This is a genomic window from Verrucomicrobiota bacterium (assembly GCA_019247695.1).
Classification (GTDB): Bacteria; Verrucomicrobiota; Verrucomicrobiia; order Chthoniobacterales; family JAFAMB01; genus JAFBAP01.
In genome coordinates this window covers 22,281-34,385 of record JAFBAP010000102.1, presented here as the reverse complement: position 1 = coordinate 34,385, position 12,105 = coordinate 22,281, and the positions used below count along the sequence as shown (strand labels likewise).

Below are 12,105 nucleotides of genomic sequence, written 5' to 3'. Positions count from 1 at the left end.
GTTCGGAGTTCGGAGCTGCATCCTGGGGGTAGATGCGAGAAGCTTAGGGTTGCCGCCAGGTCCTCTTAATCTGCGTCAATCTGTGTAATCTGTGGATGTTTTCTCTTTTCTGCGTTCTTCTGCGTGTTCTGCGGATGATTTAATCTTTCCTCCGTGGTCGCCGTGGCCCGCCGTGTTCGCCGTGTGAACTCTTACGTTGCGCCCGCCAAACCCGCTGTGCCCGCCGTGTGACCACACCGCCGTGGCCGCCGTGTGATGCGATCTCGTCGCATGCACGCGGATTTTCCAGCTTCATCAGGCGCAACTCCGAATGTCGGGACCACCGAGCGGTGGGTCTGTGGCGTGGCCGGGGGAGCCCTGGCCGTTTACGGCGCGACGCGCACGTCATGGGTGCGGTACGGGTTATTGGGGACAGGTCTGGCCCTTGCCTACCGCGGCATCCGTGGCCATTGCAGCCTCTACAACGTCCTGGGCATCAACACGGCAGACCGCAGTGCATCGGCAACGACCTGTGCCGTCGTCACGATCGAGCGTTCGCCGGCTGAGATTTACGCCTACCTCAAACAACCTGATCACCTGCCGCTCCTTGCCGGCATAATCCACGATCTCAGGCCGGTGAACGAATCGGAGTACCAGGTGCACGCTCAGACGCGGAACCAGGACGTGGCCTGGCACATCTCGCTTACCGCTGACCGCGAGAATGAATTCGTTGCCTGGCGGGCATCCGCCGAGGGCAGACCGGGGCACAGCGGGCAACTCATCCTGCAACCGGCTCCGGGCAATCGGGGAACCGAGGTGGAAATCCAAATTCAACAGGAAGGGGCCGCCTCCCCGGCCGGCGTCATCGCCGATCACGTCGCGGCGCAAGGCTGGCGCTCCGGGGTAAGCCGGGGGTTGCACCAACTGAAGCAGCAGATCGAAGCGGGCGAAATTTGCTCGGTTGACGGGCAGGCCGCCGGGCGCCCCTCGCCGCTGGGTAAAATCCTGTCACCCAATTGGTGATCTGAGCATTTGATCGGTCATCCGGCGCCGTTCCCGAAGCGTTACCCTCAGGTGGAGTGATGAAAGCAATCTGCTGGCAAGGCATTAATAAAGTGGGGCTGGAGAATGCTCCTGACCCGAAAATCCTGAACCCGCACGACGCCATCGTGAAGGTGCTCGCGACGACCATCTGCGGGTCGGACCTGCATCTTTACGATGGCTTCATTCCCTTCATGGAAAAGGGGGACATTATCGGCCACGAATTCATGGGGGAAATCGTCGAGACCGGGCCCGCGGTCACCCGGCTCAAACCGGGTGACCGGGTCGTGGTCGGATCCGTGATCGGCTGCGGCGCATGTTATTACTGCAAACGTGATCTCTGGTCGCTTTGCGATAACACGAACCCGAATGCGCACCTGGCCGAGAAATTGTGGGGATACTCGCCCTGCGGAATTTTTGGCTACTCGCACCTGGTCGGCGGCTATGCCGGCAGCCATGCCGAATACATCCGGGTGCCATTTGCCGACCTCGGTTCCCGCAAGGTCCCGGACGGTATCACCAACGAGCAGGCACTTTTTGTGTCTGACGCGTTTCCCACCGGCTTTATGGCGGCCGACCTCTGTGACATTAAAGGGGGCGACGTGGTGGCGGTCTGGGGTGCAGGTGCGGTCGGCCTCTTTGCGATCAAAAGCGCTTACCTGCTCGGCGCCGAGCGGGTCATCGCCATCGACCGTTACGCTGAGCGGTTAACCATGGCGGCCCGCCATTTCGGCGCCCAAACCCTCGATTACACCAAAGTGCACGTCCGGGACGCCTTGCGTGAACTGACCGGCGGCCGCGGTCCGGATGCCTGCATCGACGCAGTCGGCATGGAAGCGCACCATCCGGGGCTGGAAGGCGCTTACGACCGCCTGAAACAGACGTTGCGCCTGGAGACTGAACGGCCGCACGTGGTGCGTGAAGCCATCCTTGCCTGCCGAAAGGGGGGCACGGTCTCGATTATCGGCGTTTACGGCGGCTTGGCCGATAAGATCCCGTTGGGCGCGTTGATGAACAAAGGTCTGCAGCTGCGCACCGGTCAGATGCATGCCCAGCGTTACCTGGACCGTTTGCTGCAGTTCATCGAACGAGGCGAGGTCAACCCCGCCGTCGTCATTACCCACCGCCTGGGACTGCATGAAGCCGATAAGGCATTCAACATTTTTAAGCGTAAACAGGGCGGCTGCATCCGGGTGCTCTTTGAGCCACACGGCCGGTAGAGTTCGGGTTTTGGCGTTCGGGGTTCGGGGTTCGGAGACGTCGTATCACCGGCTCCAATCGTCCGGCGGAGCATGGTAGGAAGACAGAATCATCCGCAGACCACGCAGAAGAACGCAGAAAACGAGAAAACATCCACAGATTACACAGATTGACACAGATCGAGAGGACCCGGCGGCAACTCAAAGGTTGACACTCGCACCCACCCCCCATGCTGCCGCTCCGAACCCCGAACCCCGAACCCTTTCCCCTTCTTCCTCTTCCTCTTCCCGCCGTGGTCGCCGTGACTCGCCGTGTTCGCCGTGTGAACTCTTACGCCGTGCCCGCCAAACCCGCTGTGACCGCCGTGTGATGGCATTCAGCCCCCGCTCGACACCAACTCCCGCATCCAGGCCACGTAGTCGCGCAAGACGGTTTCCCGCGCGCGCTCGTTGTGGAGCTCGTGACGCAGGTCCGGGTACAGTTTCAAGGTCTTGGCGGGCGCCTCCAGCCGGTTAAAGAACTCCCGGGTCACCGCCGGCGACGTTACCGGGTCAGCCGTACCGTGAGCGACCAGGACGGGTACCGGGCAGAATGGGTGCCGTAACAGGTCACCGGCGGCGCGCTCGGCTTCGAAATAGGTATGGACGCGGATGAACGGGATGAGCAGGTGCTTATCGTCGAGTGCGTCGATAAAAGCCGGGTCCGATGAGACCTTGTCGCCGGTGATCCCGGTCGGAAATGGGCAGGCCGGCCAGCACCGGCGCATCACCTGGGCAAAGCGTCGCAGCGAGGGCCCGGGTGGAGAGGTAAGCTCCAGCCAGGGAGCACTCGCAATCAGGCCTAAGGGACGATATGGGCTGCGGGCAAGCGTCCAGAACGCTAGTTGGGCGCCGAAACTGTGGGCGAAGATGATGGTCGCTTTGACCTCAAGGCCGGCCAGGGCAGTCTCGACGTCGCTGGCCAGGTCCTCATAACGGGCAAAGGCGCCCCGTTGCCCGCTGCTGCGCCCGTGCCCGCGCAGGTCTACGGCAAAAACGTTAAAACCGGCCTGCTGGAAGCATCGTCCGACGTGGAGATAGCGGCCCGTGCTTTCACCCAGGCCATGAATCACGAGGACCTGCCCTACGGGGGCAGCCGCCTTCCAGCGCCGGAAAAAGAGAGCGGCTGACCCGCTTCCCTTGATTTCGCCGGTCTCGCAATCGGAGATCATGAAACGGCCCGCGCCGCGTCTGGACAGCCCGCCCTTTCAGTCCTTGGCCCGGCGGGATAGAAACGTGAGCTCCGAAATCCCGGATTTGTCGATGCCGCCCAAGCCGATTTGCACCATCCGGTCAAACTGCCGTTTGGAAGCGTCCAACAGCGGCAGTTGCAGGCCGTGCTGCTGGGCCAGGCTGAGCGCAATCCCGCTGTCTTTCGCGGCGTGCGCCGCCGAGAAAAAAACGGAGTGCTCCCGGTCGATCATGTCCTGGCCGTCGGTCTCAAGGACGCGGGAATTGGCGCCCGTTTGCGAAAACACGTCGTTCACGAGCGCCAGGTCCAACCCGAGCGCTTCGGCCAGACCCAACCCCTCCGCCAGGCCGGCGGTGTTGATGTTCATGACCATGTTAACCAATGCCTTCAGCGCGGCCGCACTGCCCGGTTTACCGATGAAATGGCGGGCGCAGGTCAGCTGTTCAAGGATCGGTTCCACCCACCGGTAAGCCGTCTGGTCGCCGGCCAGCATCATGTACAGCTTGCCTTCACGTGCCTGTGGAATGCTGGAAGCCATGGGGGCTTCCAGGACGTGAGCGCCGCGTTCCGCGCCGGCCTGTTCGACTTCAATGTGGACGGCCGGACTGATCGTTGCGCAGTTCACGAAAAATTTGCCGCGCGCATGCTCAAACAGATTGTCCGGTCCAAAGTAGATCGAACGCATCGCAGCGTCATCGGTCACAACGGTGAAAATGACCTCGGCCAACCGGCTGACCTCAGAAACGCGTTCGGCCGCCCCGGCCTCAAGCTCCGATGCAACGCTCTCTGCCGTTTCCCGTTGCGCATCGTGCACTGCGACGATCGGATAGCCCACATCTCGCAAGCGCCGCGCCATATTTGCGCCCATGCGTCCGACGCCAACAAATCCAATTGCGGGTAAACTCATGATTTTTCAGTTACACCGCTCCGCGCACAACGTCGATGAAAGATGTCAACCCGGCGATTAACGCCGAGTAGCGGCCGGGGAGGCCGTCGGCGTGACGCTGGCCCAGGGTAAAGGCGGCGAACTGCGGGTGGCCGGTGCCGGCGTGCTGACGCCGACGGCGTAGTTAAACACCAGTTTTCGGCCCTGCTCGGCCGCTCTCAACCCGGAGTAGGACGTGAATAGCCCGAGCGCGAAGGTCGCCAAAGCCACCAGGCGGCGGACGCGCGGCACGCGGGCCACCATCAGGCTGAGCAGGGCCACGCACGTAGTGATCAGGCCGAAGTTACGGGCGCGCTGACTCCATTCGATGTGCTGCTGAATCAACGGAGCAATCATCGGCGGCAACTGGCCCAGGTGCTCCTGCCCGCCCGTAACCAGGGCGAACTGCGCAGCCGCCGTGGCGAGCAGCAGAATGAGAAACGTCCAGAACGGAAAACCTGCGCGCCGGGTCAGCAACGCCCCGAAGGCCAGGAGCGTGCCCAGCAGCGTCAGGACGATCGGGTAGTATGCGAAGGCGGGGTGAAACGGATCCGGAATTTCGAGCGGTTCAAACATGAGAAAAGAAAATTGAACTAATCCAAAGTTGCCGGCATTGAAACCTAGACTAGAGAGGCAATAGCCTTTGTATGCAATGCTTTAACATCACACGGCGGAACACGGCGACCACGGCGGGAAGGTTAGCTTTCCGAAGCCCTGAGCCGATACCCGCCGACACCAGGAAATCCGGTGCCCGCCCGGTACTTGCGGCTGAAACGCTGAGGTGTTGGTAGGCGGCGCGATCCGGGCGGCCGTGAAACTTTTCTCTTTTCTTTCGATGCGACCGCGTTATGGTTTTGCTCCCTTTCAAGCGGACGGGGTCTTAGCTCAGTTGGTAGAGCGCCTCAATGGCATTGAGGAGGTCAGGGGTTCGAATCCCCTAGGCTCCATTTACTTATGTCCTTCAAAGCCGCAGGGCGCTCTTTCCGGACCTGAAAACGCCGGCGTGCAGTGCCGCGCCGAACCCCGAACTTTCTTTGCCGTGGTCGCCGTGTGACCCGCCACCCGCCACCCGCCACTCGACACTCGACACCCGCCACCCGCCACCTCAAAATAGCCGTGGTCATGCGGGTCTTGGTGGTAGATGACGAAAAGAATATCCGGCGGGCGATGGTGCTCGCGCTGGAGTCGATGGACCATGCGGTTGTGGCGGTCTCGAGCGGGAAGGAAGCGCTCGACGCGCTGCGTCAGGGGGCCTTTGCGGTCATCTTTCTCGACCTCAAGCTCGGACGGGAAAACGGGCTCGAGTTTCTGGACGAGATCCGTCGCCTGGCGCCGGAGGCGGCGGTGGTGATCATTACGGCTTATGCCTCGATCGAGACCGCGGTTGAAGCGATTCGCCAAGGAGCGTTTGATTACCTGCCCAAACCGTGTACCCCGGATCAGATTCGCCGGCTCCTGGACCGGATCATGCGCACGCAACGGCTGGAAAACCGGGTGCTGGAACTCGAAGCACGGCTGCAATCCGAAGCGCCTGAGATCGATCTGGACTCGGAGACTGCGGGCATGCAGAAGACGCTCGAGGTCGCCTGGAAAGCCGCCGGCAGCGAGGCCACCGTTCTATTGCTGGGCGAAAGCGGCACCGGCAAAAGCGTGCTTGCCCGTGCGATGCATGAACGCAGCGGCCGTTTTGAGCGCGCGTTCGTTACGGTTAGCTGTCCCAGCCTGTCCCGGGAACTGCTGGAGAGCGAACTTTTCGGGCACGTCAAAGGTTCCTTTACCGGTGCGCACCACGACACCGCGGGTAAGGTGGTGGCAGCCCACGGCGGGACGTTATTTCTGGACGAAATCGGAGACTTGCCGCTTGAGATTCAAGCCAAGCTGTTACGCCTTTTGCAGGAACGAGAGTATGAACGCGTCGGCGACCCGAATCCCCGGAAGGCGGATGTACGGGTTATCGCCGCCACTAACCGCGACCTGGTCAGTGCGGTGGCTGCAGGCCATTTCCGTGAGGACCTTTATTACCGCCTGAACGTCATCACCATCAGCCTGCCGCCCCTGCGGGAGCGCGATGCTGATCTCCTGCGCCTGGCCGGCAAACATTTAGCCTTCTTCGCCAAGCAAGCCGCTAAACGGTTTGACGGCTTTTCGAGCGGTGCGCTGGCGCGAATGCAGAACTACGCGTGGCCGGGAAATCTGCGCGAACTGCGCAACGTGATCGAACGTGCCGTGATCCTGGGCAACGGCCCTCTGATTGAAGCCGATGACCTTGCGATCCGGCCCGGACACGATGAACAACAACCGGCGGTGAGGTTGGGCGCTCGCGTGTCTCTGGAAGCGATTGAGAACGAGCACATTCGCCAGGTGCTCGCCCACTGCCGTACCATCGATGAAGCGGCCGGTATTCTCGGGATCGATCCGGCGACGCTTTACCGCAGAAAGAAGCGGTTATAGACGCCATTTACCGGGACGCCGTCCCTTTTCTGCATAAAGCTGTGCAAAGCTTGACACCTTGTGAGCGCAACGATTAGTTAGCGTAAGCAGACTGCTGCTTAGCTCATCCCCCTTTCCCCCTCTCACTCATGAGATCACTACATCGATTGGTCAGGCGTAATCTGAAATGGTCCACTTGCCTGGTTTGGCTTGGGCTGCTCACCTCCGGCTCCTTAAAGGCGGGCGTCACCGTCCGGTTTGCGGGTGATTCCGACGTCGGCGAGGGCGGCCGCTGGACGCGGGCCGTAGTGGAAGACTGGGCCAAACGCACCGGCAACACCGTCCAATACATCAGCCGGCCCAACGATGCGTCGGCCACCTTGCAGCAGTTCCAGCAATATTGGGCTGCCCGCAGCGCCGACGTCGACGCCTACATGGTCGACGTCATCTGGCAGGGCATCGCCGCCCCTCACGCGGTCGACCTGCACAAGTACGTCAAGGAAGACGAGCTCAAGCAGCATTTCCCGCGCATCGTCCAGAACAACACTGTGAATGGCAAGCTGGTCTCCCTGCCCATGTTCACCGACGCCGGTATTCTCTACTATCGCACCGACCTGTTGCAAAAGTACGGCCTCTCCGGCCCGCCCAAGACCTGGGAAGAGCTGGCCCAGATGGCCAAAAAGATTCAGGACGGCGAGCGGGGGGCCGGGCACGGCGATTTTCAGGGGTTTGTCTTTGAAGGCAAAGCCAGCGAGAGCGTCACCTGCAACGCCGTCGAGTGGATCTACAGCTTCGGGGGCGGCACGGTCGTGTCCGAAGACAAGAAGGTCACAATCAACAACCCCAACGCCGCCAAGGCGCTCGACACGGCCCGCAGCTGGGTGGGCACCATCTCCCCTCAGGGCGTGACGACCTACTCCGAAGAAGAGGCGCGCAACCTGTGGCAGGCCGGCAACGCGGCCTTCATGCGCAACTGGCCGTACGCCTATGCCTTGGGCCAGGATCCCAAGAGCCCCATCTCCGGCAAGTTTGACGTCACGGTTTTGCCTAAGGGCGGTGCGGACGGCAAGAACGCGGCCTGCCTGGGCGGCTGGCAGGTGATGGTGTCGGCGTACTCGAAGGTGCCCGACGCGGCGGCCGACATGGTGCGCTTCCTGTGCTCGCCGGAGATTCAGAAAAAGCGGGCGATCGATCTGAGCCAGCTGCCGACCATCCCGGCATTGTACAACGACCCCGACGTGCTGGCCAAGAACGGCTGGTTTAAGAACATGCAGGAGGTGTTCAACAACGCGGTGGCCCGGCCCTCGACGGCCACGGGAGCCGACTACAACCAGGTCTCCACGGCCCTTTACCAGAACACCAACAAGGTGCTGGCCGGGGGTGAATCGGGCCAGAACGCCGTCGTCCAGATCGAACGGACCTGCAAGCGCATCGTGCGCTAGGCGCAGGGAGCTCGGCCGACGACGAGAGCAAGCAAGCAACCAACCAACCAACGAGCGAGAGAGAGAGAAGAAGCGCGCCATGGCTCGAGAAATCGACCTGCAAATGCGCCAGCGCCGGCTGGCGTGGTTTTTGATCATGCCGGCGGTGCTGGTGGTGGTGCTGGTCATCGGCTACCCGCTGATCCAGGTCATCGTCTACTCGTTTTTGAAGTACAAGCTCGACGGGGTCACCCCTCCGAGCTTCATCGGGCTGAGCAACTACGCTTTCATCTTCACCGACCCGGCCTTCTGGGGGGCGGTGCAGGTGACGTTGCTCTTCAGCTTCTTTTCGGTCATTTTGGAAACGGTGCTGGGGCTGGCCATCGCCATGGTGGCCAGTTCGAAGTTCAAGGGGCGCACCCTGCTGCGGGTCGCCATCCTGGTGCCCTGGGCCATCCCGACGGTGGTTTCCTCGCAGATCTGGCGCTGGATGTTCAACGATATCTACGGGGTAGCCAACATCCTGCTGGCCGACCTGCATCTCATTCCCCACAAGCTGGCCTGGCTGGCCAACGCCAGCACGGCCCTGCCGGTCATCATCGCGGTGGACGTCTGGAAAACCACGCCCTTCATGTCGCTGTTGCTGCTGGCCGGGTTGCAGTTGATCCCGGGCGACCTGTACGAGGCGGCCGCCATCGATGGGGCCACCAAGGTGCGCCAGTTCTGGACCATCACCCTGCCGCTGGTGACCCCGACGTTGCTGGTGGCGCTGATCTTCCGCACCCTGGACGCCTTGCGCGTCTTTGATATTTTCTACGTGATGGTCGGAGGCCAAGGCGACCTGCAAACCATGGCCATCTACAACCAACAGTACCTCATTCAGTTTCTGGACGCCGGGATCGGCTCGGCGGCCTCAGTGGTCATCCTGCTGTTCATCATGGCCTTCGTGGTCATTTACACCCGTTTCAGCCGCACCAGCTTCGAATAACATGAGCCAGCCCACCACCCCCCCTGCCACTGCGCGGGCCGTCCCCGTACCCGGCTCCGGCGCTTCCCCGGCCGTTGCCGGAGTCCCGCCGAAAGAACGTCTCAGCGGGCAAGCCCTGCTGTTGCGGGCGTTGTTCTACCTGTTGGTGGCCGCCATCCTGGTATTCAACCTTTTCCCGTTCTTCTGGGCCTTGCTCTCGTCGTTTCGGCCCACCAGCGAACTGTTCTCCACGCGGCTGATCCCGCAGCAGTTAACGCTGCACAGTTATGAGGAGGTCTTCAAAGACCCGCGCTTCATGGCCAGCCTGTTGAATTCGATCATCATCTCAGGGTCCACCGTGCTGATCGCCCTGGCGCTGGGCAGCTTGTGCGCCTACGCGCTCGGCCGGTTGCCCTTCCGGTTCAAAGCCCCGGTGCTCTACCTGGTGCTGACCATGACGATGTTCCCGCAGATCTCGGTGTTGTCGGGCCTGTTCGTGATGCTCAAGACGCTCGACTTGTTCAACACCCGCCAGGGGCTGGTGCTGACTTACCTGATCTTCACCTTGCCCTTCACCATCTGGGTGATGACGCAGTACTTTCGCAGCCTTCCGCGGGAGTTGGAGGAAGCAGCCTACGTGGACGGGGCCACTCCGCTGACGGTCTTCTGGAAGATCCTGCTGCCCTTGACAACGCCGGGGCTGGTGTCGACGGGGTTGCTGGCCTTTATCGGGGCGTGGAATGAGTTTTTGTTCGCACTGACCTTCACGGTCACCGACAACATGAAGACGGTGCAGGTGGCCATTTCGCAGTTCAGCGGATCGAGCGCTTTTGAGCAGCCGTGGGGCTCGATCATGGCGGCCTCGATGGTAGTGACGGTGCCCTTGGTGGTGCTCGTGCTGATCTTCCAGTACCGCATCGTGGAAGGCCTCACTGCCGGCGCCGTCAAAGGCTGACGAACCGCGCGGCGCGCCGCCCTCGGGGTGGAGTTCCTTCCTGTCCCGAGGGCCGGGTCCGCGTGATATGAATTCAGGCATGGTCTGGCGGGAGACCATGCGGTGCCGTCGCCAGTTCCGCATTTGAATACGCCGGATCGCCGCTGACTTCCCGTCCGAACCATGGCGGCGGGTTGAAACGACGCGCCTGCTCCTCATCGGGAAACTCGACTTCGACGACTTTCAAACCGGTAAGTTTCTCTTCGTAATTGTCGTATTCTGCCAGCAACCCTTCGGAAAGCGGGATCGGGTAGCGGCGTTTTACGATGCGCCGGCCGGCCGTGAGCGGCCATAAGGCGTCAAATTGTCCTTCGTCGACCGGAATCTCGACTTCTATCCGGCTCTGCCCGGCCGGCTTGCTTTTAACGGTAAGTTCGGTTTTGCGCCGGTTGACGCGTCGCAAGCGGATTTCGATCGGCCTGCCGGTTTCACTGGAAATCACCAGGTATCCCTGCTCAATCAACTTGAATTCAACACCGGCCGTGTCCGGCGGTTGTCGAACGAGAAATTTGCGTTCAATCTCACGATAAGATGGCGGCATTGTTTCAGCGGTCGCACATCGAAGCGCTTCCGGCCGGGTGCAACCGGCCGGGCCGGCCCAGCGGCTCCACCTTCACTTGGCCGGTGTGGGCGAAGGGCTCCCGTTGTGCCCGCCCAGATTCGGGAGGTCCATCGACTTCAGCTGCCGGGTCAGATTTTTCATCTCGATCTGGAGCGCATCTACCTGCTGGCGGAATTCGCGATTGAGTTCATCCCGGCGCGCCGCCGGCAGGCACAGCACCGTCGCGCCTCCGACGATGATTCCAAGGAGAAAGGTAAGGAGCGGCCTCATCCCCGAGTTTATACGCTCGAAAGACTCAGGAAAACGGAAACTTGGCCGGGCTGCGCTGATTTGCGCCGGACGCCCATCGCGCCCTGGGGCAAGGTGAAGCGGACCAGTTAATCGATCCGGTCTTCACCCGACGAACGCACCTGTTCGCGCGCGACCTCCGGCGAAAGCGACCAGCCTTCAGGGTCGTATTCCGGCACGGTTTGCAGCCACGCCAGCACCGGCCGAAGCGCGACTTCATCCCCGACCTCCGCCGGAAGAGTCGCCAGAAGGCGCAAAGACCGCACAATCGGTTCTTCGTTGGCCGCAAATACGTGTTTACCGATACAGCCGTAACGCTCCGCCGTGCAACAAAGCCGATCGAGCGCTTCGACCGTTTCGCGTAAGGATCGGGCCATTCCGGACCGGTACCGGTATTCCATTCTCGGCGAGAACGACACGTCATGGACAAAACGTTCGATAATCGGACTGCTTACCGAGAGCGCGCGCATGCGCTCCAGGCATCGGCGAGCTGTCCGCCGCAGCACGGGAAAATACCAGCGTCGCTGGCATGCATACGCGTCTCCGAGGATGAAGATGACGGCGGCCAGCACGGATAATTCCGCAAACAAACGGGTGCTGTGATCCAATCGGTGCAACGACCACACCTCGACACAGACGATCAATCCCCCGCTGAACAGGCCGCACAAACCGAATTTCGTTCCCAGCCCTTTAGCCCATTCCCGGAAGAATTGGCGTCGAAGCCAGCGATCCTGAAAAAGGCGCGGTTTAAATCGAGCGTTCATCGAGGTCTCCATGCGCATGTTTAGGCCAGCGCCGAAATCAGCACCGGAGGCTCTTCTAAGTTTACCGGCAGGCGGAGGTAATTACCCGATGGGAGCAGAACCGAAAAAAATGCCGCGAATGACTGACTTCGATTCGGGGCCTTCCAAGCGCGCTTCAGCTCGCGGCGTCAGGCCAATGCTAAAAACAACGGGATCAGGAGACGGGAGAGAATGCCGCAGCCGGCCGGCAGCATTCTTTGATCCCGCATCCGTGTGAGCTCAGGAAGGAATGCGCCAAATCAGTCGTTTGTGGCATTTTTCGGCT

At 61.3% G+C, this 12,105-nt stretch carries 12 protein-coding genes and 1 tRNA gene; 7 read left to right on the top strand and 6 right to left on the bottom strand.

Annotated elements, in window-relative coordinates; translation table 11 throughout:
- Window positions 1-270 precede the first annotated feature (270 nt).
- Window positions 271-1,002 carry a DUF2892 domain-containing protein gene (locus JO015_11660; protein ID MBV9999753.1) on the top strand — a complete coding sequence of 244 codons (732 nt, stop codon included), beginning with the start codon at window positions 271-273 and terminating at the stop codon, window positions 1,000-1,002.
- Window positions 1,003-1,061: 59 nt separating this feature from the next.
- Window positions 1,062-2,240, top strand: a complete 1,179-nt coding sequence (locus tag JO015_11655) for a glutathione-dependent formaldehyde dehydrogenase (GenBank protein ID MBV9999752.1) — start codon at window positions 1,062-1,064, stop codon at window positions 2,238-2,240.
- 356 nt (window positions 2,241-2,596) lie between these two features.
- Here the strand turns inward: JO015_11655 and JO015_11650 are convergent, their stop codons facing one another.
- The 3 genes from JO015_11650 to JO015_11640 are packed head-to-tail and all read right to left on the bottom strand — an operon-like array spanning window position 2,597 to window position 4,951.
- The gene (locus JO015_11650; protein ID MBV9999751.1) at window positions 2,597-3,430 is read right to left on the bottom strand and encodes a lysophospholipase; all 834 of its coding nucleotides are present in this window, start codon (window positions 3,428-3,430) and stop codon (window positions 2,597-2,599) included.
- Between the two features lie 36 nt (window positions 3,431-3,466).
- Entirely contained in the window at window positions 3,467-4,357 is an 891-nt protein-coding gene (locus JO015_11645; protein ID MBV9999750.1) for an NAD(P)-dependent oxidoreductase, read from the bottom strand.
- A 57-nt stretch (window positions 4,358-4,414) separates the two neighbouring features.
- Complete coding sequence (locus JO015_11640) at window positions 4,415-4,951, bottom strand: hypothetical protein (GenBank protein MBV9999749.1); 537 nt, start codon at window positions 4,949-4,951, stop codon at window positions 4,415-4,417.
- A gap of 298 nt (window positions 4,952-5,249) precedes the next feature.
- Here JO015_11640 and JO015_11635 point away from each other — a divergent pair.
- From JO015_11635 to JO015_11615, 5 genes are all read left to right on the top strand, one after another.
- Window positions 5,250-5,322: transfer RNA gene (locus JO015_11635), tRNA-Ala, on the top strand.
- 175 nt (window positions 5,323-5,497) lie between these two features.
- Window positions 5,498-6,826 carry a sigma-54-dependent Fis family transcriptional regulator gene (locus JO015_11630; GenBank protein ID MBV9999748.1) on the top strand — a complete coding sequence of 443 codons (1,329 nt, stop codon included), beginning with the start codon at window positions 5,498-5,500 and terminating at the stop codon, window positions 6,824-6,826.
- Window positions 6,827-6,954: 128 nt separating this feature from the next.
- Complete coding sequence (locus tag JO015_11625; GenBank protein ID MBV9999747.1) at window positions 6,955-8,247, top strand: ABC transporter substrate-binding protein; 1,293 nt, start codon at window positions 6,955-6,957, stop codon at window positions 8,245-8,247.
- 79 nt (window positions 8,248-8,326) lie between these two features.
- Window positions 8,327-9,214, top strand: coding sequence for a sugar ABC transporter permease (locus JO015_11620; protein ID MBV9999746.1), 888 nt, complete (start codon window positions 8,327-8,329; stop codon window positions 9,212-9,214).
- A 1-nt stretch (window position 9,215) separates the two neighbouring features.
- Window positions 9,216-10,148: a carbohydrate ABC transporter permease gene (locus JO015_11615; GenBank protein ID MBV9999745.1), complete on the top strand. Its 933-nt coding sequence runs from the start codon at window positions 9,216-9,218 to the stop codon at window positions 10,146-10,148.
- A gap of 73 nt (window positions 10,149-10,221) precedes the next feature.
- Here JO015_11615 and JO015_11610 read toward each other — a convergent pair whose 3' ends face one another.
- From JO015_11610 to JO015_11600, 3 genes are all read right to left on the bottom strand, one after another.
- Window positions 10,222-10,728 carry an adenylate cyclase gene (locus JO015_11610; protein ID MBV9999744.1) on the bottom strand — a complete coding sequence of 169 codons (507 nt, stop codon included), beginning with the start codon at window positions 10,726-10,728 and terminating at the stop codon, window positions 10,222-10,224.
- Between the two features lie 72 nt (window positions 10,729-10,800).
- Window positions 10,801-11,019, bottom strand: a complete 219-nt coding sequence (locus JO015_11605; GenBank protein MBV9999743.1) for a hypothetical protein — start codon at window positions 11,017-11,019, stop codon at window positions 10,801-10,803.
- Between the two features lie 107 nt (window positions 11,020-11,126).
- Window positions 11,127-11,801 carry a hypothetical protein gene (locus JO015_11600; protein ID MBV9999742.1) on the bottom strand — a complete coding sequence of 225 codons (675 nt, stop codon included), beginning with the start codon at window positions 11,799-11,801 and terminating at the stop codon, window positions 11,127-11,129.
- Window positions 11,802-12,105 lie beyond the last annotated feature (304 nt).